The 22,055-nt window shown below is 36.3% G+C and carries 19 protein-coding genes; 18 read left to right on the forward strand and 1 reads right to left on the reverse strand.

What is annotated here, in order from left to right:
* The first annotated feature begins 73 nt into the window (after positions 1 to 73).
* Positions 74 to 1,672, forward strand: a complete 1,599-nt coding sequence (locus tag Q5O73_RS01780) for an MBL fold metallo-hydrolase RNA specificity domain-containing protein (RefSeq protein ID WP_118589800.1) — start codon at positions 74 to 76, stop codon at positions 1,670 to 1,672.
* Between the two features lie 88 nt (positions 1,673 to 1,760).
* On the opposite strand, the gene Q5O73_RS01785 is transcribed toward Q5O73_RS01780, so the two are convergent.
* Complete coding sequence (locus tag Q5O73_RS01785) at positions 1,761 to 2,639, reverse strand: DegV family protein (protein ID WP_302668918.1); 879 nt, start codon at positions 2,637 to 2,639, stop codon at positions 1,761 to 1,763.
* Between the two features lie 160 nt (positions 2,640 to 2,799).
* On the opposite strand from Q5O73_RS01785, the gene Q5O73_RS01790 reads away from it, so the two are divergent.
* The 17 genes from Q5O73_RS01790 to radA all read left to right on the forward strand — a co-directional run.
* A complete protein-coding gene (locus Q5O73_RS01790) occupies positions 2,800 to 4,632 on the forward strand; it encodes a DUF2079 domain-containing protein (RefSeq protein ID WP_302668919.1) in 1,833 nt (610 codons plus the stop codon).
* A gap of 108 nt (positions 4,633 to 4,740) precedes the next feature.
* A complete protein-coding gene (locus Q5O73_RS01795) occupies positions 4,741 to 6,024 on the forward strand; it encodes a dihydroorotase (protein ID WP_118589797.1) in 1,284 nt (427 codons plus the stop codon).
* A gap of 1 nt (position 6,025) precedes the next feature.
* Positions 6,026 to 6,943: an orotidine-5'-phosphate decarboxylase gene (gene pyrF / locus Q5O73_RS01800; protein WP_021951847.1), complete on the forward strand. Its 918-nt coding sequence runs from the start codon at positions 6,026 to 6,028 to the stop codon at positions 6,941 to 6,943.
* 27 nt (positions 6,944 to 6,970) lie between these two features.
* Positions 6,971 to 7,738: a dihydroorotate dehydrogenase electron transfer subunit gene (locus tag Q5O73_RS01805; RefSeq protein ID WP_021951848.1), complete on the forward strand. Its 768-nt coding sequence runs from the start codon at positions 6,971 to 6,973 to the stop codon at positions 7,736 to 7,738.
* On the forward strand, positions 7,738 to 8,640 hold the full coding sequence (locus tag Q5O73_RS01810; protein WP_021951849.1) for a dihydroorotate dehydrogenase: 903 nt from the start codon (positions 7,738 to 7,740) through the stop codon (positions 8,638 to 8,640). The genes Q5O73_RS01805 and Q5O73_RS01810 overlap by 1 nt, the downstream gene beginning before the upstream one ends.
* Before the next feature lie 30 nt (positions 8,641 to 8,670).
* Positions 8,671 to 9,351, forward strand: a complete 681-nt coding sequence (pyrE, locus tag Q5O73_RS01815) for an orotate phosphoribosyltransferase (RefSeq protein WP_118589795.1) — start codon at positions 8,671 to 8,673, stop codon at positions 9,349 to 9,351.
* Between the two features lie 14 nt (positions 9,352 to 9,365).
* Positions 9,366 to 9,821 carry a VanZ family protein gene (locus Q5O73_RS01820; RefSeq protein WP_021951851.1) on the forward strand — a complete coding sequence of 152 codons (456 nt, stop codon included), beginning with the start codon at positions 9,366 to 9,368 and terminating at the stop codon, positions 9,819 to 9,821.
* Between the two features lie 34 nt (positions 9,822 to 9,855).
* Positions 9,856 to 10,203 (forward strand): DUF6142 family protein, encoded by a 348-nt coding sequence (locus Q5O73_RS01825; RefSeq protein ID WP_021951852.1) that lies wholly within the window; start codon positions 9,856 to 9,858, stop codon positions 10,201 to 10,203.
* 12 nt (positions 10,204 to 10,215) lie between these two features.
* Positions 10,216 to 12,216 (forward strand): aminopeptidase, encoded by a 2,001-nt coding sequence (locus Q5O73_RS01830; protein WP_302668920.1) that lies wholly within the window; start codon positions 10,216 to 10,218, stop codon positions 12,214 to 12,216.
* Between the two features lie 94 nt (positions 12,217 to 12,310).
* Positions 12,311 to 12,811 (forward strand): 5-(carboxyamino)imidazole ribonucleotide mutase, encoded by a 501-nt coding sequence (gene purE / locus Q5O73_RS01835; protein ID WP_118589793.1) that lies wholly within the window; start codon positions 12,311 to 12,313, stop codon positions 12,809 to 12,811.
* Positions 12,812 to 12,833: 22 nt separating this feature from the next.
* Positions 12,834 to 13,859: a phosphoribosylformylglycinamidine cyclo-ligase gene (purM, locus tag Q5O73_RS01840; RefSeq protein WP_118589792.1), complete on the forward strand. Its 1,026-nt coding sequence runs from the start codon at positions 12,834 to 12,836 to the stop codon at positions 13,857 to 13,859.
* Positions 13,853 to 14,446, forward strand: coding sequence for a phosphoribosylglycinamide formyltransferase (gene purN / locus Q5O73_RS01845; protein ID WP_118589791.1), 594 nt, complete (start codon positions 13,853 to 13,855; stop codon positions 14,444 to 14,446). Before purM ends, purN begins: the two co-directional genes overlap by 7 nt.
* Before the next feature lie 106 nt (positions 14,447 to 14,552).
* Positions 14,553 to 15,824, forward strand: coding sequence for a phosphoribosylamine--glycine ligase (purD, locus tag Q5O73_RS01850; RefSeq protein WP_302624404.1), 1,272 nt, complete (start codon positions 14,553 to 14,555; stop codon positions 15,822 to 15,824).
* A gap of 74 nt (positions 15,825 to 15,898) precedes the next feature.
* Positions 15,899 to 17,617, forward strand: a complete 1,719-nt coding sequence (locus tag Q5O73_RS01855) for a cadherin-like beta sandwich domain-containing protein (protein ID WP_302668921.1) — start codon at positions 15,899 to 15,901, stop codon at positions 17,615 to 17,617.
* A gap of 138 nt (positions 17,618 to 17,755) precedes the next feature.
* A complete protein-coding gene (locus tag Q5O73_RS01860; protein WP_118589788.1) occupies positions 17,756 to 20,239 on the forward strand; it encodes an ATP-dependent Clp protease ATP-binding subunit in 2,484 nt (827 codons plus the stop codon).
* Positions 20,240 to 20,352: 113 nt separating this feature from the next.
* Positions 20,353 to 20,766, forward strand: a complete 414-nt coding sequence (locus Q5O73_RS01865; protein WP_021951860.1) for a hypothetical protein — start codon at positions 20,353 to 20,355, stop codon at positions 20,764 to 20,766.
* Between the two features lie 105 nt (positions 20,767 to 20,871).
* Positions 20,872 to 22,055: DNA repair protein RadA (gene radA, locus Q5O73_RS01870; protein ID WP_302668922.1), on the forward strand; the 1,184-nt coding region annotated here is incomplete at its 3' end.

A 22,055-nucleotide genomic window follows, 5' to 3' on the forward strand; every position in this document is an offset into this window, starting at 1 on the left:
CCGGGGAAAATGGTATAATTACTGTTATATAAATTATGAGTTTCGGATAAAATCGAATAGGGAGGTGCTAGTTATGATTCTTACATTTTTAGGAGCAGACCATGAAGTTACAGGAAGCTGTCATTTTATTCAGGTTGGTGACAAAAAGGTACTTGTGGATTGTGGAATGGAGCAGGGAAAGGATATTTATGTAAATCAGGAACTGCCGGTTTTAGCAGGAGAAATCGATTACATTTTTCTTACCCATGCCCATATTGACCATTCAGGTCTCATTCCACTGATGGTGAAACAGGGATTTAAAGGACAGGTGTTTGCTACCAGAGCTACCTGTGATTTGTGCAACATAATGCTTCGTGATAGTGCACATATTCAGGAGTTTGAGGCAGAATGGAGAAACAGAAAGGCAAAGAGGTCTGGTGAGGCACCTTATGAACCCATATACACTATGGATGATGCTGTGGCAGCCTGCGAGTTGTTAGTTCCGGTGGACTATGACAGTATGGTGAAAATCTGCGATGAAATCTCCGTGAAGTACGAGGATGCGGGACATTTGCTAGGTTCTGCCAGCATTAAGATGTTTTTAACTGAGGGAGAGGAAAAGAGAACAATTATTTTTTCAGGGGATGTTGGAAATATTAATAAACCTATTATTAAAGATCCTACGCCTATGGATGGTGCTGACTATGTTCTTATTGAATCAACTTATGGTGACAGATTACACGGAGACAGACCGGATTATGTGGGAGCTCTTGCCAGAATACTAAATGAAACCTTTGAGAGAGGTGGAAATGTAGTTATTCCGTCTTTTGCTGTAGGCAGAACTCAGGAAATGCTATATTTCTTAAGAATTATAAAAAAAGAAAATATGGTTCCCGGATTCCCTCATTTTCAGGTTTATGTTGACAGTCCTTTAGCGGTGGAAGCTACAAACGTGTTTAACAATAATATAATAGACTGTTTTGATGATGAAACCATGGAACTTATAAATCAGGGAATTAACCCACTGAGATTTGAGGGATTAAATGTTTCCGTAACAACTCAGGATTCCATTGCCATCAATGAAGATATGAAACCAAAGGTTATTTTATCGGCATCAGGAATGTGTGAAGCCGGCAGAATCAGACATCATTTGAAGCATAACCTTTGGAGGGAAGAGTGTACTGTTTTGTTTGTGGGATATCAGGCAGTAGGTACTCTTGGAAGGTCACTTCTTGAAGGCGCTAAGTCAGTAAAACTTTTTGGTGAGGAAATTGCAGTAAATGCCCACATTGAAAATTTAAAGGGAGTAAGTGGTCATGCAGACCAAAAAGGACTGATTAACTGGATGGAATCCATGATGAAAAAGCCGGATAAGGTGTTTGTCGTTCATGGAGAAGATCAGGTGTGTGATACTTTTGCAGAACTGTTAAGCAAACAGCATGGTTATGATACATATGCTCCATATAGTGGAACAGAGTTTGATTTAATATCCGGTGAGTTGATTAAAGAAGGTATTCCACAACGAATCGCTGAGAAGGCAAAGAAACGCAGGGCTAATGGAATTTACGACAACCTTGTATCAGCAGGTAACCGTCTTATGGCTGTTATTAAGAGAAATGAAGGTGGAACCAATAAAGATTTGGCAAGATTCACCAGTCAGATACAGTCTCTATGCGATAAGTGGGACAGATAAAACAGAAATTTAGAGAAGATATATAAATAGGCAGTTAGAATGTGATTTGAACACGTTCTGACTGCCTGTTTTGCTGTTGCTTGTTTAACTACAGTGTTTCATATTTTCTGATTACACCTAATCCAATAGGATGTGGGCCGGTATGTACGCCGGATACGATACCAATGGCAACATTGGTTTCAGAATTAAGTTTAACTCCAAGAGTTTCCTCTACATCATTCATAAAGCTGACACCTTCTGTTTTGTCATATCCGTATCCTACGGAAACCACGAAATTGTCTTTTCCGTTTTCATCAAGATAAGCCTTAGCTGTTGATAAAACCTTAGCCTTAAGTTTATTTCTGTTTCGTCCGATACCCCCAAGGCTGATATCTCCATCTTTCATTATAATAACAGGTTTAACGTCGATTTTGCTGGCAATAGATGCAAGCTTACCGATACGACCACCCATTTTTAAATAGTCAAGAGAACCTACTGTAAAGAAAATACGGGCGCTTGCCATTAAAGGCTCTAATTTTTTTAAAGAATCTTCAAAGGAAATTCCTGCATTACGCATTCTAACCATCTGGTCAATAATAAGAGCCTGAGTTACGGTATTTTGCTTAGAATCAATAACAGTAATGTTAGCATCAGGATTTTCTTCCTCAATCATTTCCTTTGCATTCATTGCTGAGTTATAAGAACCACTGAAAATAAGAGTAATGGTAAAGCAAACAACAGGAATACCCTTGTCAGTAAATTCCTTAAAAGCATTGTAATAGCTGTCAACACTTGGAAGGGAAGTTTTAGGGTAAACTCCCGGATTTGAAACCATTCTCTCATAACATTCATCTCTTGAAATATCTATGGAATCCCTGTAATATGTCTCTCCATCAAATGAAACTGAAAGAGGAACTATTGTAATATCGTGTTCTGCAATATACTTTTTTGACAAATCACAGGCACTGTCACTAATTATCTTATACATAGACTTGTAAAACTCCTTAACATAGTATTTAATACTACATAGTATATCATATAAAAAACATTAATCAATATTATTTTTATCAAAAAACAAAATTTTACCACATAAGTTGTAAGATATATGCTAAAATAGAGAAAAAGTTTTTATAAGTGAGGAAGGGAAAGTGAATAAAATCAAATCATTATTGCAGTATCAAAAAGAAATCATTGAAGGTTTCTTTGTAAGTGCAGTAGGAAGTTGGGCGTTATGTTCAATAATACGAGGGGCATACAGGCACATTAATGATGTAAATTTTGGAGGAGCTACTAATATTGCCATTGTCATATGTCTATTTGTGATAGGTATGGCACTTATGGCCATGCTTTATATACATAAGGATTCCATGGCAAAACTGGCTATGTTTGCTTTTGTGTATCTTTTTGTAATTTTGTGCGCATGTCAGGGATATTCCGTTTCATGGGGAGATGCATCATATTATAACCGGATTGGAAATGTATGTTTCCAAACAGTGTTGTGTGTCATTGCAGTTTTGGCATTTATGTATGTGAAAGAGGATATTTTTAATATTTTTGCTAAAATTCATTTAACTAAAAAAGAAACATGGATTGTTGTAGCTGTAATTGGTGTTTTACTCTTTGCCTTTATAGGAGTGGTTACGGTATACAGATATCTTACATATAGCAATTCAACATTTGATTTTGGTATATTTGCTCAAATGTATGAATATATGAAGCAAAAAGGAACCATCAGCACTACAGTAGAGAGAAATAAATTGCTTTCACATTTTGCAGTGCATTTTTCACCTATATTTTATATAGCGCTTCCAATATATTTTATATTTGATAACGCCATAACAGTTCAGCTTATACAGGCATTTATGGTTGCCATTCCTGTTATACCAATATTATTACTTTGTAAACATCACAAGTTATCTAACCAGATGGCAATTGCAGTTTCACTGATATATGCTTTGTATCCGGCTACGGCAGGCGGAACATTTTATGATATTCACGAAAACTGCTTTATAACATTTTTTCTGTTAATGTTAGCCTGGGCAGTTGAAAAAAAGAAGAACGTTGCAGCTGTTATATTTGCAATTTTGTCATTGATGGTTAAGGAAGATGCACCGGTTTATGTGTTTATATTGGGGATATTCTTCCTGTTTTCAAAGAAGGATAAAAAACGTGGTGTTATTCTTATTGTGGCATCAGCAATTTACTTCGCTATGGCAACAGCCATAGTAAATAGCTATGGTCTTGGAATACAGGAATATAGATTTGGAAATTTATACTTTACTCAGGATGGAGGTCTTATTCAGGTATTTGAGACGCTTTTGGCTAATCCGGGTTATGCCATCAGTCAGATTATAAGAAACACAAATGATAACTCAATGGATAAAATCGGATATATCATTTCCATGCTTGTTCCTGTAGCAGCAGTGCTTTTTACAACAGGAAAGAAGTATTCAAGATATATATTACTTCTTCCGTTTATAATCATTAATTTATTGCCGACATATTTATATATGCATGATATAACATTCCAATACGATTTTAGTGTTATAGCACTTATGATGTATGCAATTATATTAAACATAGCAGATATGGATATAAACAGGGCAAAGAAACTGGCAACTGTTTCGGTAATATGTGCCAGTGTAATGTTTATGGGAAGCATTTACCAGAAGGCACCATATTATGTATCAAGATATAATGCGGATAAGGCTACATATCAGGGACTTAACAAGGCACTGGACATGGTTCCGGAGGATGCTTCAGTATGTGCATCAGGATTTTTGGTACCACATTTGTCAAAGAACCTTATTTTATATGATCAGAATCATCTTGAAAGTGATATATATACTGATTATCTGGTAGTGGATGCAAGATATGATACTGAAAAAGAGAAGTTTAGCAATATTATTGCTTCAGGCAAGTATGAAGTGGTGTATAATGTGGACGGATTAATAACAATTTACAAAAGAACTTCAAATTAAAAGTTAGAACACATCTCTTTATATTGAAAGGGATGTGTTTTTTTGCTATACTTTTATATGGATTTTTGTGCCTTTTAAAGGTAAATATATAAGAAAGAGGATTTATAGGTGTCAATACTCATAAAAAACGGACGGGTTCTTAATCCATCAGAAAATCTTGACAGTGTTATGGATATTCTGATTGATAAGGGAGTAATAGTAAAAAAAGCTTCACATATTGAAAATGAAGCGAATCAGATTATAGATGCTAAAGGCTGTTATGTAATGCCGGGACTTATAGATTTGCATGTGCATTTCAGAGATCCGGGATTAACATATAAAGAAGATATAGAAACAGGAAGCAGGGCAGCTGCTAAAGGTGGATTTACTACCGTATGCTGCATGCCGAATACAAAACCTGTAGTAGATTCCCCGGAAACAGTTAAATACATTATAGATAAGGGAAAAGCCGTAGGGCTTACCAATGTACTTCCTGTAGGGGCAGTTACCAAAAACATGGCAGGAGTTGAAATTACAGATGTAGAGGGACTAAAGGCAGCAGGAATCTGTGCCATAAGTGAAGATGGAAAGTCTGTTATGAATTCCGGTGTATATAGAAAAGCAATGAAAAATGCTAAAAAAGCGGATATTCCGGTTTTGGCACATTGTGAAGACATAAACCTTGTAGAAGGCGGAGTTATTAACTTAGGAGACAAGTCAAAGGAGTTAGGGGTTAAGGGAATAAGCAATGCAGTGGAAGATGTTATAGCCTTAAGAGATATTCTTTTAGCAAAGGAAACAGGTGCTAAATTGCATTTATGCCATTGCTCCACAAAAGACAGCGTGGAAATGGTAAGACGTGCTAAGGAAGAGGGAGTAAAGGTTACCGCAGAGGTGTGCCCTCATCATTTTTCCATGTGCAGTGATGATATTACTTCTAATGATGCTAATTTCAAAATGAACCCTCCTCTTAGAACAAGAGAGGATATGGAAGCATTAATAAAGGGATTAAGTGATGATATAATGGATGTTATTTCCACAGACCATGCTCCCCACAGTGCAGAGGAAAAGGCGAAGGATTTAGAGCATGCACCTTTTGGAATCGTGGGACTTGAAACATCTGTGGCACTTACCATAACTAATCTGGTAAAAAAAGGACATATTACACCCCTTCAGATGGCTGCAAAAATGAGTTACAATCCTGCGAAGGTTCTTGGAATTAACAAAGGAACATTAAATGAAGGAGCCATAGCAGATGTTACCATTATCAATCCAAATAAAGAATATGTTATTGACTCAAATGAATTTGCTTCTAAAGGAAAAAATACACCTTTTAATGGTTACAGGGTATCCGGAGAGGTTGAATATACGATTTTAAATGGCAATGTAGTATACAATAAAGGAGAGAAATAGAATGATTAATAAATTAGTTAAGAAAATTAAAGAAACCAATGCACCGGTAGTAGTAGGTTTAGACCCTATGATGAGTTATTTGCCGGAGCATATTACAAAAAAGGCTTTTGAGGAATATGGAGAAACTCTTGAGGGAGCAGCAGAAGCTATATGGCAGTACAATAAAGGAATTATTGATGCTACATATGATTTAATTCCGGCAGTAAAACCGCAGATAGCCATGTATGAGCAGTTTGGTATTCCGGGACTTGTGGCATTTAAAAAGACTGTAGATTATGCAAAGGAAAAAGACTTAGTTGTAATAGGAGATGTAAAGCGTGGAGATATTGGCTCCACATCAGCAGCATATGCTACAGGTCATCTTGGAAAGGTTCAGGTTGGAAGCAAAACATATTCATTATTTGATGAAGACTTTGCAACTGTTAATCCATATCTTGGAACAGATGGAATCAAGCCTTTTATTGATGTATGTAAGGAAGAAAACAAGGGATTATTTATTTTAGTTAAAACTTCAAATCCATCAAGTGGAGAGTTTCAGGACAGATTAATTGATGGAAAGCCTTTGTATGAGCTTGTTGGTGAATATGTGGCAAAATGGGGTCAGGAGCACATGGGTGATGAATACAGCTACATTGGTGCAGTTGTAGGAGCCACATATCCGGAAATGGGAAAAGTTTTAAGAAAAATTATGCCAAAGAGCTACATTCTGGTACCGGGATACGGAGCACAAGGTGGAACTGCAGAAGGCTTAAGACCATATTTCAACGAGGACGGACTTGGTGCCATTGTAAACTCTTCAAGAGGAATTATATGTGCATACAAGCAGGATAAATATGCCAAATTTGGAGAATTAAATTATGCCGATGCATCACGTCAGGCAGTTATAGATATGATTGAGGATATTAATTCAATTTTCTAGTGAAATTTTAATAAGGATGGATTAGTTATGAGAGAAAAGGAAAAAGCAGTTGTTGTCAGTCAGGAATGCATTGGTACCGGAATTTACAGTATGATAATAAAAACTAAGGCGGCAGACAGTGCAGTTGCAGGGCAGTTTGTTTCAATTTACTGTAAGGACAAAACTAAATTGTTGCCAAGACCTATCAGCATATGTGAGATAGATAAGGAAAACGGAACAATCAGAATAGTATACCGTGTTGTTGGTGGCGGCACGGAAGAAATGTCAGGCTATAAGTCAGGAGACGGGATTGAATTAATAGGACCTCTTGGAAATGGATTTATGCAGCGTGAAAATAAAAAAGCCATTTTAATTGGTGGAGGAATTGGAATCCCGCCAATGGTAGGTTTGGCAGAAGCATTAAAGGATAAGGCAGAGGTTCAGATTGTGGCAGGCTACAGGGATGAACTTTTTCTTACTAAGGAATTGCAGGAAAACGGAAGTCTTTATATCGCAACGGAAGACGGAAGCTGCGGAACTAAGGGAACGGTTATTGATGCCATAAAGGATAAAGAAATACAGGGAGACGTAATATACGCCTGTGGTCCAACACCTATGCTTAGGGCGATTAAAGAATATGCCATGGAAAAAGGAATAGAGTGTCAGCTTTCATTAGAAGAGAGAATGGCATGCGGTATTGGGGCGTGCCTTGCCTGTGTGTGTAAGTCAAAGGATAAGGATGCTCATTCAAATGTAAACAACAAACGTATTTGTAAGGATGGTCCGGTATTTTTGGCAGAGGAGGTAGAACTGTAATGAACACAAAAGTTAATATTGCGGGAGTTGAATTTAAAAATCCGGTTATGGTTGCCTCAGGAACTTTCGGTTCCGGAGCTGAATACGGAGAGTTTGTAGATTTAAACAGACTTGGAGCAGTAGTTACAAAAGGTGTGGCAAATGTACCATGGGAAGGAAATCCTACACCGAGAATTGCAGAAACTTACGGTGGAATGCTTAATGCAGTGGGACTTCAAAATCCGGGATATGATTTATTTGCCAAAAGAGATATTCCGTATTTACAGAACTATGATACCAATATAATTGTAAATGTATGTGGAAGAACTACGGAAGATTACATTGACGTAGTGGAAAAATTAGGACACGAAAGTGTTGATATGTTGGAAATAAATATTTCATGCCCGAATGTAAAGCATGGTGGAATTGCATTCGGTCAGGATCCAAAGGCGGTTGAGGCTATAACCAAGGCTGTAAAAGCGGTTGCAAAACAGCCGGTTATTATGAAATTAAGTCCAAATGTTACAGACATAACGGAAATGGCAAGAGCTGCAGAGGCAGGTGGCGCAGATGCTTTGTCTTTAATTAATACATTAACAGGAATGCAGATTGATGTTGAAAGACAGAAGTTTGTTTTAGCTAACAAAACAGGAGGATTATCAGGTCCTGCAATTAAACCTGTAGCTGTAAGAATGGTATATCAGGTGGCAAATGCGGTTAAAGTTCCTATTATTGGAATGGGCGGAATTGCAAGTGCTAAGGATGCTCTTGAATTTATATTAGCAGGTGCCACGGCAGTGTCGGTAGGAACGGCCAACTTTAACAATCCAAATACCACAATAGAAGTTATTGAAGGAATTGAGGATTATATGGAAAGACATGGAGTTGAAGATATAAACAATCTGATAGGAAGTGTTAAGTAAATTGAATATTTATAATAAGGAGATTTAACAATGGAAGCATATAAGAGTGAGTTTATAGAATTTATGGTAGAAAGTGATGTTTTAAAGTTTGGAGAGTTTACACTTAAAAGTGGTAGAAAGTCTCCATTTTTCATGAATGCAGGAGCTTATGTTACAGGTTCCCAGCTTCACAGATTAGGTCAGTATTATGCAAAGGCAATACACGACAGATATGGTGATGATTTTGATGTGCTTTTCGGACCGGCATATAAGGGAATACCTCTTGCAGTGGTTACAGCTATTGCATTTAATGAATTATATGGAAAAGAAATCCGTTATTGTTCAGATAGAAAAGAAGAGAAAGACCACGGAGCAGACAAGGGAAGCTTCCTTGGAAGCACTTTAAAAGACGGTGACAGAGTGGTAATGATTGAAGATGTTACAACATCAGGTAAGTCTATGGAGGAAACAGTTCCAAAAGTAAAGGGAGCAGCAGATGTTACCATTGTAGGACTTATGGTTTCCCTTGACAGAATGGAAGTTGGAAAAGGTGGAGAAAAATGTGCCCTTGATGAAGTAAAGGATCTTTACGGATTTGAAACTAATGCCATTGTTACTATGGCAGATGTTGTGGAGCATTTATACAACAGAGAATGCAACGGAAAAGTTGTGATTAACGATGAGATAAAGTCAGCAATTGATAAGTATTATGAGCAGTATGGTGCTAAATAGTCAGGAGATGCAAGTTGACAAAAACAGATAGAAGAGTCAGAAATTTTGGCAGATTATTTTTTGTACTTTATATGCTTGCCGCCCTTTATTTTATGTTTTTATCAGAGACCTTAGACAGGTCAATGGTTAGTAAAAATTACAGGTATAATCTTACGTTGTTTAAAGAAATAACAAGATTTTGGGATATGCGGCATACCTACGGCTGGAATGTAACCATTGTAAACTTAGTTGGAAATGTTATATGTTTTATGCCTTTTGGCTTTTTAATTCCGACTATCTCAAAGAAGAAAATATGCAAAAATGTTATTAGCGTTACACTTCTTGCCATGCTTTTTAGTTTGGGAATAGAGACGGCACAGCTTTTATTAAAGGTTGGAGCATTTGACGTTGACGACATTTTCTTAAATACCATAGGCGGCTTTTTAGGTTATGTGACAATGAAATTTACAAGGGTGCGAAAGCATATATAAAGGTGCATAAAAAACAGATTGAGGGTAAATATAAGTGAGAAAGAGCAAGAAAGTAAGATTAGAAGAGAAAGAAGATAAAAAAGCAAAAAAAATTCCTCTTAGAAAGTATACAAAAGGTGGAAAATCCTCTACACTTATTGCCATTGAGAGCTTGCTGGTTATTATTTTGGCAATTGCAATTTCCGTGGCAATGAAAGGAAAAGCAGGAATTTACGTAGGTCTTTTGACTTTGTTTGCTTTTATTACATCTATTGCAGGGTTTATTGTAGGGATAAACAGCTTTAAAGAAGAGAATAAGTTTATGATGTATACATACATTGGAACCATTGCCAATGCAGTTATATGGCTTGGAGTTTTGGGAATGTATTTAATTTATATTTAATGAGGTGCGTGTATGGATATCGTAAGAGAACGTTATGATATGGCAATAAGCAGAATTAATGAAATTGCCGGTGAAAGTCTCATAAAAGAGCCTTATGGAGATTATTTCAGAAGAACTGCAAAGTTTATTTGTCATTTAGACAACATATATCAGAAAATAATCAGCGGTGAAATAAAAAAGTTAGAGCTTAGGGAATTAGAACGCATTAACTATGATTTATATAATGATGTATATAATGAAAATTATAGTGAAAGCTATGCAAATCCTGAGTTTGCAGTGAAAAAGCTTGGAGATGACTATGGAAAGATGCTGTGTTTTCTGTATGAACAAATAAGGAAAACTATCGGAAATCTTTATAGAAAACAGGAAGAAATCTCAGTATCATGGTTTGAACTTTTTATAGAAATATATGTTGATTTTGAGGCTATGGAGGACATAACCGTAGATGGAATCAGGGAAACTCTCTGTTCCTTTATGAGAGATAATACTGAGATTTTTACTGAAGCTTCAGTTGATGCCATGATTAATCCTGACAATACCTTTGCAACGGATATTGTTACAAAAAGCGACCTGCAGGACTTGAGATATTTATACTATTACGGAGAACACGTGGGATATAATGAAATAGAAATGGCAAAATATCTTAATTCATTAGATCAGGAGAAAATCGACAGTTTAGCCCTTGTATACACGGAAGGGTACAGAAAGGGATTTATTAATACCGGAAAAGATTTATCAATTAAAGAAACTGTTGATATAAGATATAATATTGGATTTGAGCGAATTGTAAAAGCGGCCATTAAAAATTTTGAAAAAATGGGACTTAAGTCGGTTATTTACCCTAGAGGATATGGGTCTACAAATTTTAACAGGCAATACTGGTTTGACCACAAATTTGACGAAGCATTGTATTTAGATAAGGCTTATGTAAAAAGAAAACTGGAAGTTTCTAAACAGGCTTTTGAAAACAGAAAAGAAATGGCTTCTAAAATGGCAGGTCCTGCTGTAATAGAGGTGTTTGGTGAAAATCCTTTTGAACCGGAAAACAAAAAAGAGGCATATTCCCTTGACGGAAAGCAGCAGAAGCTTAAGGTTGAGTTTACCATGGAGTATCAGCAAATCATTCAGGAATATATAAAAGGGGACGAAAGAAGTTTTACCATTATAGCATTCCCAATACCGGAATTTGGTGAGAATTTCAGGGAAATGTTCGATGCCACAGTGAAAATTAACACATTAGATGAGAAAAAATATGCAAAGGTTCAGCAATGTTTAATTGATGCCTTAGATAAAGCAGTTTATGTGAAAGTAAAAGGTCAGGGCAGGAACAAAACAGATATTAAGGTTATGATGCATGAACTGGCAAATCCTGAAAAAGAAACTAACTTTGAAAACTGTCTTGCAGACGTAAACATTCCTTTAGGGGAGGTTTTTACATCGCCTAAGCTTAAGGGAACTCAGGGACTATTACATGTAAGTGAAGTTTATTTAGGAAAACTTAAATATAAAAATTTTGAAATGACCTTTGAAGATGGAAAGGTTAAAGATTATAACTGTAGCAACTTTGATAGCGAAGAGGAAAATAAAATATATATAAAAGAAAATGTTTTATATAATCATGAAACTCTTCCTATAGGTGAATTTGCCATTGGTACTAATACAACAGCTTATGCTATGGCAGGAAAGTTTGGGGCAGTGTATAAGCTTCCTATTTTAATTGTGGAAAAAATGGGCCCTCATTTTGCAGTGGGAGATACCTGTTACAGTTATGAGGAAGAAATTAAAACCTATAACCCTGACGGAAAAGAGATCGTGGCCAGGGAAAATGAAGTATCGGCTCTTAGAAAAACTGATATTTCAAAGGCATATTTCGGATGTCATACAGATATAACCATTCCTTATGATGAAATAGGTGAAATTACGGCTGTAACTAAGGCAGGAGAAGAGATTACCATTATAAAGAATGGAAAATTTGTACTTGACGGCACGGAAATGTTAAATAAACCGTTATAAGTATGATTTTTTTCTTCATAATTTGTAAGTATTATGATACAATGAAGATTGTTGAAAAAATAACATATTTATCGAAAAGAAAAAGGAGAGCAAAATGTCTAAAGTAGGTATTGTAATGGGCAGTGATTCAGATCTGCCGGTAATGAGCAAAGCAGCAGAATTCCTTGATAAGATGGGAATTGATTATGAGATGACCATTATTTCAGCTCACAGAGAGCCGGATATATTCTTTGAATGGGCAAAAGGTGCAGAAGAAAGAGGAATTAAGGTTATAATAGCAGGAGCAGGAAAGGCAGCTCATCTTCCTGGAATGTGTGCAGCATTATTCCCAATGCCGGTTATTGGTATACCTATGAAGACTTCTGATTTAGGAGGAGTTGATTCACTATATTCTATCGTACAGATGCCATCAGGCATTCCTGTGGCTACAGTTGCCATTAATGGAGGACAGAATGCAGGAATCCTGGCAGCAAAGATTCTTGCCACATCAGATAATGACATTTTAAATAAACTAAAAGATTTCAGCAGGGAGATGAAAGATTCTGTTGTTGAAAAAGACGCCAGGTTAAAAGAAACCGGATACAAGAATTATTAGAGAAAACAAGAAGGAGTTTAATATGGATTACAAGAAGGCAGGAGTAGATATTGAAGCAGGATATAAGTCAGTTGAATTAATGAAAAAGCACATTAAGGAAACAATGAGACCGGAAGTGTTAGGTGGTATTGGTGGTTTTGCCGGTGCATTTGACATGGGCAAAATTAAAGGAATGGAGGAACCTGTTCTTTTATCAGGAACTGACGGATGTGGTACAAAAGTAAAATTAGCTTTTGTTATGGATAAGCATGACACAATAGGAATTGACTGTGTTGCCATGTGTGTTAATGATATTGCATGTTCAGGTGGAGAGCCTTTATTCTTCCTTGATTATATTGCATGTGGAAAGAACTATCCTGAAAAGATTGCTACTATTGTAAGTGGTGTGGCAGAAGGCTGTAAGCAGTCAGGGGCAGCACTTGTAGGTGGCGAGACAGCAGAACATCCGGGACTTATGCCGGTAGATGAATATGATTTGGCAGGATTTGCAGTAGGTGTGGTAGATAAAAAGGATTTAATTACAGGAGAAAATATTAAACCGGGAGACAAGCTTATTGGTATTGCTTCAACAGGTGTTCACAGCAATGGATTTTCCCTTGTAAGAAAAGTCTTTGACATGACAGAGGAAACTCTTAATACATATTATGATGAATTAGGAAAGACATTAGGAGAGGCATTAATTGCTCCTACAAGAATATATGTTAAGGCATTGAGAAATGTTAAGGATGCAGGAGTTAAAATAAAGGGATGCAGCCATATTACAGGTGGCGGATTCTATGAAAATATTCCTAGAATGTTACCTGATGGCGTAAAGGCAGTAGTTAAAAAGGACAGCTACAAGGTTCCTGCACTTTTTGACCTTCTTGCAAAAGAGGGAGATATTGCAGAGGAAATGATGTACAATACTTTCAATATGGGTATTGGCATGGTACTGGCAATTGATGAAACAGATGTAGAAAAGACAATGGAAGCATTAAAGGCAGCAGGCGAAACATGTTATGAATTAGGATATGTTGAAGCCGGAGAAAAAGGTGTTGAATTATGTTAAGAGTTGGAGTTTTAGTTTCCGGTGGAGGAACAAACCTTCAGGCAATAATTGATGCAGTTAAAAGTGGAGACATTACAAATGCTTCAATAGAAGTAGTTATTAGTAATAAAAAAGATGCATATGCCCTTACAAGGGCAAAGGAAAATGGCATAGCAGCTGAATCAGTATGTATAAAGGATTTTGAAAGCAGGGAAAAGTTTAATGATGCTTTAATAGAAAAGATTGATTCATACAATTTAGATCTTATTGTATTAGCTGGATTTTTAGTTGTGTTGCCGCCTGAACTTATTGCAAAATACAGAAACAGAATTATAAATATTCATCCGTCTTTAATACCATCATTTTGCGGTAACGGATTTTATGGATTACATGTTCATGAAAAAGCGTTAGAAAGAGGTGTTAAGGTTACAGGTGCCACGGTGCATTTTGTAGATGAAGGTACAGATACAGGTCCTATTATTTACCAGAAGGCTGTTGAAGTATTGCCGGGAGATACACCGGAAATTTTGCAGAAGCGTGTTATGGAGCAGGCTGAATGGAAGATTTTACCAAAGGCCATCAACGACATAGCAAACGGAATTATTTGAGGAGGAAACGTTTATAGAAAATGAAGAAGTTCATTTTTAGGAATGTTTCCGACGAATTGCCAACCACCGAAGGTAGGAGGCGTTACATATTTAAGGAGAGACAAAGATGAAAGTTTTAATTGTTGGAAGTGGTGGAAGAGAGCATGCTATTGCAACTTCAGTTGCAAAAAGCAGCAAAGTTGATAAGATTTACTGTGCACCGGGAAATGCAGGAATCGGACAGATAGCTGAATGTGTTAATATTGGTGCAATGGAATTTGACAAGTTAGTTGACTTTGCAAAGGAAAATGAAATTGATCTTACGGTAGTAGGAATGGATGATCCTTTAGTTGGTGGTATAGTTGACAAGTTTGAAGAGGCAGGACTTAGAGTGTTTGGCCCAAGAAAAAATGCTGCAATACTTGAAGGCTCAAAGGCTTTCTCAAAAGATTTAATGAAGAAATATAATATTCCTACAGCAGGATATGAGAACTTTACTTCACCTGAGGCAGCAATGGAATATCTTGAAACTTCCAAGTATCCTATAGTTCTTAAGGCAGACGGGCTGGCTCTTGGTAAAGGGGTGCTTATCTGTCAGACAAAGGAAGAAGCTATGGATGGTGTTAAAGAACTGATGCTTGATAAGAAGTTTGGTAATGCCGGAAATACTATTGTTATAGAAGAATTTATGACAGGACGTGAGGTTTCAGTTCTTTCTTATGTAGATGGAAAAACAATTAAAATTATGACATCAGCACAGGATCATAAACGTGCAAAGGATGGTGATAAGGGACTTAACACCGGAGGAATGGGAACATTCTCACCAAGTCCGTTTTACACACCGGAAGTTGATGAATTTTGTAAGAAATATATATATCAGGCAACTGTTGATGCAATGGCTTCTGAGGGAAGAGAATTTAAGGGAATTATTTTCTTTGGACTTATGCTTACTGAAGATGGACCAAAGGTACTTGAATACAATGCAAGATTCGGTGATCCTGAAGCACAGGTAGTTCTTCCAAGAATGAAAAATGACATTGTTGATGTTTTTGAAGCATGTATTGACGGAACTCTTGATAAGATTCAATTAGAGTTTGAGGATAATGCAGCAGTTTGTGTTGTTTTAGCCAGCGACGGATATCCGGTTTCTTATGAAAAGGGCTTTGAAATCAAAGGATTGGAAAACTTTGAAAACAAAGAAGGATATTATGTTTTCCATGCAGGAACTAAATTATCTGATGGGAAAATAGTTACTAATGGAGGTCGTGTCCTAGGTGTTACAGCTAAGGGAGCTAACCTTAAAGAAGCAAGAGCCAACGCATATGAAGCAACAAAATTAATTGATTTTGAAAATAAATATATGCGTAATGACATAGGAAAGGCTATAGACGAGGCATAATTGTCATATAATTAAGGTTTAAGAATAAATAATAAAAGATACACAAGAATCTTTTGTAAAAGGATGGTAATGATATGATGAAAATTAGAAATCTGTGGGTAACGGTTGTAACTTTATTTGTTTTAGTTATTGGAACTGCTACATGTGTAAGTGCAGACCAGGCAACGGATTTGTCTTCACTAAAGGTATATGCAGTAGATGCAGCAGGAAATAAGACAGAAGTTAAGATGAATTTTAATTCAACTACTTATACTTATAATCTTACAGTGTTGTCTACTACTGAAAAAATTCAGATAGAAGCAGTGCCGGCTGATTCCACATCTAAAGCTGTTGTTGAAAAAGAGTGGGCAAACACAAAGATGGATACAGGAAAAAACTTAACAGAAGTATCTGTAACATCAACAAGTGGAACTGTTCAGAAATATACTTTGAATACAACTAAACTGACTGCTGATGAAGATGAATCGTATAAGGCAGAAAATGGAGATGGTTCAAATACATCTGACACTCCGAAAACAGACAGCAGTTCTAAGAAAACAACGGTAAAAGTAGGAAAGAAACAGATGAAAATATCTTCATCTTTTCCAAAAGCAGATATTCCTGACGGATTTACAAAGTCAAGTGAAAAATACAATGATAAGAAGTATACATGTATCAAAGGCGAAGTAAAGAAAATCACTGCATTTTACCTTTATAATGATGAAACAAAGGGATTTTATATATATGACAAGGATAAAGATGTATTTTATCCAATGTATAATATAAAAATCAAAAGCAGAATGTATACCATTGTAAAACCGGAAAAAACAGATGGTATTCTTAAGAATTATGACAAGAAGAAAATAACAATAGTTGATAATGAAGTAAATGCCTGGGCATTAGATGAAGAGCAGGGAATGTATTTAGTTTATGCCATGAACTGGAATGGAGAAACAAATCTTTACTGCTATGATGATAATGAGAAGTGCTTCCAGAGATATTTAGTATCAAATGATGCAAATAATCAGTCAGAGGCAGCAGCTAAAGCCTATAATAACCTTGAAAAAGATTATAACAAGCTTGTGGAAAAATATAATATTTTCTTAAAAGTTATGTGTGGATTGGTTGTTGTTATAATTATTTTGATTTTCCTGTGTATTAACATTGGTTTAAACAAAAAGGAAAAGAGGATTAAGAAAGACAAAGACAACAATTATAAGCCTGATGTAGAGGAAACAAAAGAAGAGAGTCCTAAAAAGAAAAAGAAGAAGTCAAAGAAAGAAAAGAAGGCAGAAGAGGAAGAAGATATAGATAATATTGATTCTGAAGAGCCTTTAGAAGAAATTGAAGAGCCTGTAGAGGAATTTATTCCGGAAGATATACAGGAGAATGTGCAGGAAGACAATGAAGAGGCTCCTACATTTAACCTTGAATCAGATGAGCTTACACCGGAAGAGGAAGATGATTCATCAAAGTTCTTTGGAAGAGATGTTATGACAAGAACTTATGGTGACCAGCCTACTTTTGGTTCGGATTTAGAATCTGATGAAGGATTTTACGGTGGAGAAGATGATGAAGACGGAGAAGTTTTCATTGATATTACAGAGGATGAAACCGTAGAAGAAATTCCTGAAACTGTAGAAGATAATCAGGAGAAAGCACCGGAGACAATTTCAAAAGAAGAAAAAATTGAAAATGATACAAAGGCAGCTCAAAAAGAAACGGAAGAAGATATAAAAGAAACATTAAAGTCCATGCTTGCTGATGATGAAGAAGAGGACGATGATGATTTTGAATTTATTGATATTAATTAATAAGTAGCAGATAATAACAAAGGAGTGATTCTAACAAAAATACAGGTTAGAGTTACTCCTTTCTTAAAAAACAGTTTAAATATTTGACATAAATAATGGTTATACTTTATATCTGACAATAATATGGAGGAAGAACAGATGGGAAAATATGTTTTTACGCAACAGGCTGATAGGGCATTAGCCTATGCTAATTATATTGCTCACCTTTGTAAAATTAAATATATAGGAACAGAACATATTTTAGCCGGTATGTGCAGAGTGGCAGACAGTGTTACGGCTAAACTGCTTAGTCACTACAAATTCACATATTCAGATGTTATCGGGTTTATGGAAGCAGGTTATGACGTGGATATTAAGGCGAAGGACGTTATACCGGATAAAAGACAGTTAGAATATAATTATAAAGCTAATTTAATATTGGAAAATGCCTATAGTGAAGCTAATATGCAGGGACTTAAGGAAATAGGAACCGAGCATATTTTAATGGCAATGGTTACAGATAGAACATGTGAAGCCGGCAAAATACTTACCAGTTATGATGTTAATACAAAGAAAGTATGCATGGATATATTAAGGCTTTGTGGTCGCAGTCAAAGTGAGGCAAAGAAGTATTTTAAGGATGACAGAAAAGGAAATGGCAGACAAAGCAGAAAAACAGCCTTGGAAAAATACGGAAGAAATCTAACTGAAGAAGCAAGAGAAGGCAAGTTAGACCCGGTTATAGGCAGGGATATTGAAATTCAAAGAGCATTGCAGATACTTAGCAGGAAAACAAAGAACAATCCTTGTTTAATTGGAGAGCCGGGAGTTGGGAAAACAGCTATCGTTGAGGCAATTGCCACAAGAATTGTGGAGGGAAAAGTTCCAAAAAACATGGAGGACAAGGAAATCATAAGTCTTGATTTAACCGGCACCGTGGCAGGGGCTAAGTACAGAGGAGAATTTGAAGACAGATTAAAAAGTATCATAGATGAAGTTGAGGCAGCAGGAAATGTAATAATATTTATTGATGAAATTCATATGATTGTAGGGGCAGGAAGTGCTGAAGGCTCAATGGATGCTTCTAATATATTAAAGCCTTCCCTTACAAAGGGAACTTTGCAGGTAATAGGTGCCACAACTATTAATGAATACAGAAAATATTTTGAAAAGGATGCTGCTTTAGAAAGAAGGTTCCAGCCAATAACAGTAGAAGAACCAACTAAGGAGCATGCAATAGAAATTCTTAAAGGCCTAAGAAAGTCCTATGAGGATTTCCACAAAATAAATATTACTGATGAAGCCATTGAAGCAGCGGTAAAACTGTCAATGAGATATATTAACGACAGAAATCTGCCGGATAAGGCAATTGACTTAATAGATGAAGCCTGCTCAAAGAAACGTATTCATGAGGATCCGAAGCCTAAGGCTATTAGAAATAAAGAGATACAAATAGCTGAACTTAAATTAGAATTGGATATGTATGTTAGAAATGCTGATTTTAGTACAGCAGCAGAAATTAAAAAGAAGCTGGACAAATTAGAAAACAGGGTAAAGATTGAAAATGAAAAGTGGGAATTATCAGAGAAGGAAAACAGACAGAAGATTACTGACAGGGAAATTGAGGATATAGTATCAATGTGGACCGGTATTCCTGTTACTAAATTAGAAAAAAATGAGCAAAAGAGACTTCTTAAACTGGAAGAAGTTTTGCATAAACGAATGGTAGGACAGGATGAGGCAGTAAGTGCCGTGGCAAAAGCCGTAAGAAGAGGTCGTGTAGGACTTAAAAATCCTAACAGACCTATAGGTTCATTTTTGTTTTTAGGGCCTACAGGTGTGGGAAAAACAGAGCTTTCAAAGGCTTTGGCAGAAGCTGTTTTTGGCACCGAGGATTCCATTATCAGAATTGATATGTCTGAATATATGGAAAAACACAGTGTCTCAAAAATGATAGGTTCACCTCCGGGATATGTGGGATATGATGAGGGCGGTCAGCTCAGTGATAAGGTAAGAAGAAATCCTTATTCTGTTATTCTTTTTGATGAAGTGGAAAAAGCCCATCCGGATGTATTTAATGTACTTTTACAGGTGTTAGATGACGGTCATATTACAGACTCAAAGGGTCGGAAAGTAAGCTTTAAGAATACTATTATCATTATGACAAGTAATGTGGGAGCAAACAGAATTGTGGATCCGAAAAATTTAGGCTTTGGTGTTGTAAATGACGAAAAGAAGGACTACGAAAAAATGAAATCTGACGTTATGGAAGAAGTTAAGCTTATGTTTAAGCCTGAGTTTATCAACAGAATTGATGACATAATAGTATTCCATTCTCTTACTGAAAAAGAGGTTAAAAATATCGTAGGCATAATGCTTAAAAATCTGGCAAAACAGATAAAAGAGCAAATGGCAATAGAACTTAAATTTACGGAGACCTTAAAAAATATGATAGCTAAGGAAAGCTATGACAAAAAATTCGGAGCAAGACCACTTAGAAGGAAAATTCAGTCAAAGGTGGAGGATGCTTTAGCAGAAGAGGTGCTTTCCGGCAATGTAAATAACAATGATAAAGTTACTGTTTCATGTAAAAATGGAAAGGTAACCTTTAAGGTGGACAGGGAAAATAAGCAGGAAAATTAATTGAAAAAAAGTTATAAAAAATTCATACTTTTTTCGCAATTATTTGTAGTTTTATGGTACAATGTTCATATCTAGAGAAAGGTCACCAAAGTGACAGTGAACAGGAGGATGAAATGGCAACAGTCAAGGAATTAATCAAAAAAGAAAGTAACGGATCAATTAGTTTTGGTAACTATGATTTACCGGAAAAGAAGAAACTTGCAGATTTTGAGGTAGCAGGTGACTTGTATAAGGTAAAGACATGGAATGAAATGACAAAATTAGAAAGAAACGGAACTTTTGTGTATGAATCAATTCCGGGAACAGCAGTAAATGTTTTTAAAGAGACAGCAGATGAAGTTACTTTCTTCGTTGAAGGTACAGGACAGACACAGATTACATTAGAATTAGAATCAAACAAGGAATACAGTGTGTTTGTGGATGACAAGGATTTAGGCGTTTCTAAAACTGATGTTGGAGGAAAGATTACATTTGACGTTGACTTGCAAAAAGGCAGCATGACCGTGGTTAAAGTTGTAGCTGCATAAACAGGTACGAAATTAACGAAGCTGTTGTATTAATGTGAATATAATTTTGCATTAGTACAGCAGCATTGTTTTTTATATAATAAACTAATTGGGAAAAGGAAAAATATGGCAAAATCAGGAAAAACAGTATTCTTCTGTAAAGAGTGCGGATATGAATCCTCAAAGTGGATGGGAGTGTGTCCGGGGTGCAGGGAAGTAGGCACTTTTGTGGAAGAATTGGTTAAAAATAACGGTAAGCAGACAAAAAGAAGTCTGTTAAACAGCAAGCCTGTGGCTATTAATGAAGTTACGGCTAATGATGAAGAAAGAATAACTACGGGATTTACTGAATTAGACAGGGTTTTAGGTGGCGGAATAGTTCCCGGAGCACTTATTTTGGTAGGGGGAGATCCGGGAATAGGAAAGTCCACACTTTTACTTCAGGTATGTAGAAATATGTCAGGGGCAGGAAAAAACATACTTTATATATCAGGAGAAGAGTCCTTAAAACAAATAAAACTTAGAGCTAACAGAATGGGAAAGTTTAGTGACAATCTTAAGCTGCTTGCAGAAACCAGTCTTGACTCCATTGAAAGTGTGATAACAGAGGTAAAGCCTGATGCAGTGGTAATAGATTCCATTCAAACCATTTTTAGGGAAGACATTAGTTCGGCTCCGGGAAGTGTAAGTCAGGTAAGGGAGTCAACTAATACTCTTATGCAAATAGCGAAGGGAAATACCATTCCCGTTTTTATAGTAGGTCATGTAACAAAAGAAGGCGTAGTGGCAGGCCCAAGAGTCCTTGAACACATGGTAGATACTGTACTTTATTTTGAAGGGGACAGACATGCTGCATATAGAATTATAAGAGGCGTAAAAAACAGATTCGGTTCCACAAATGAAATAGGTGTTTTTGAAATGAGAGAGGATGGGCTAAAGCAGGTGCTTAATCCTTCTGAATTTATGCTTTCAGGAAGACCGGAGGATGCATCAGGTTCTGTGGTGGCATGCCTTATGGAGGGAACAAGACCTATATTAGTAGAGGTTCAGGCACTTATATCCCATACTAACTTTGGAATGCCAAGAAGAACATCTGTAGGTACTGATTACAACAAGGTTAATCTTCTTATGGCAGTTATTGAGAAAAAAATGGGAATACAAATGGGAGATTATGATGCCTATGTTAATATTGCAGGAGGAATGAAAATAACAGAGCCGGCTCTTGATTTAGCTTTGGTTATGGCATTAATCAGTAGCTACAAAAACCGTCCCTTAGATTCTAAGACCATTGTTTTTGGGGAAGTAGGCTT

The organism is Eubacterium sp. AF15-50 (assembly GCF_934835595.1).
GTDB lineage: Bacteria > Bacillota > Clostridia > Lachnospirales > Lachnospiraceae > Eubacterium_G > Eubacterium_G segne.

Coding starts and splice junctions, on each gene's coding strand:
- Q5O73_RS01780 (WP_118589800.1), top strand. CDS start 74: ATGATTCTTACATTTTTAGGAGCAGACCATGAAGTTACAGGAAGCTGT.
- Q5O73_RS01785 (WP_302668918.1), bottom strand. CDS start 2,639: ATGTATAAGATAATTAGTGACAGTGCCTGTGATTTGTCAAAAAAGTAT.
- pyrF (WP_021951847.1), top strand. CDS start 6,026: ATGATTAATAAATTAGTTAAGAAAATTAAAGAAACCAATGCACCGGTA.
- Q5O73_RS01805 (WP_021951848.1), top strand. CDS start 6,971: ATGAGAGAAAAGGAAAAAGCAGTTGTTGTCAGTCAGGAATGCATTGGT.
- Q5O73_RS01810 (WP_021951849.1), top strand. CDS start 7,738: ATGAACACAAAAGTTAATATTGCGGGAGTTGAATTTAAAAATCCGGTT.
- pyrE (WP_118589795.1), top strand. CDS start 8,671: ATGGAAGCATATAAGAGTGAGTTTATAGAATTTATGGTAGAAAGTGAT.
- Q5O73_RS01830 (WP_302668920.1), top strand. CDS start 10,216: ATGGATATCGTAAGAGAACGTTATGATATGGCAATAAGCAGAATTAAT.
- purE (WP_118589793.1), top strand. CDS start 12,311: ATGTCTAAAGTAGGTATTGTAATGGGCAGTGATTCAGATCTGCCGGTA.
- purM (WP_118589792.1), top strand. CDS start 12,834: ATGGATTACAAGAAGGCAGGAGTAGATATTGAAGCAGGATATAAGTCA.
- purN (WP_118589791.1), top strand. CDS start 13,853: ATGTTAAGAGTTGGAGTTTTAGTTTCCGGTGGAGGAACAAACCTTCAG.
- purD (WP_302624404.1), top strand. CDS start 14,553: ATGAAAGTTTTAATTGTTGGAAGTGGTGGAAGAGAGCATGCTATTGCA.
- Q5O73_RS01855 (WP_302668921.1), top strand. CDS start 15,899: ATGATGAAAATTAGAAATCTGTGGGTAACGGTTGTAACTTTATTTGTT.
- Q5O73_RS01860 (WP_118589788.1), top strand. CDS start 17,756: ATGGGAAAATATGTTTTTACGCAACAGGCTGATAGGGCATTAGCCTAT.
- Q5O73_RS01865 (WP_021951860.1), top strand. CDS start 20,353: ATGGCAACAGTCAAGGAATTAATCAAAAAAGAAAGTAACGGATCAATT.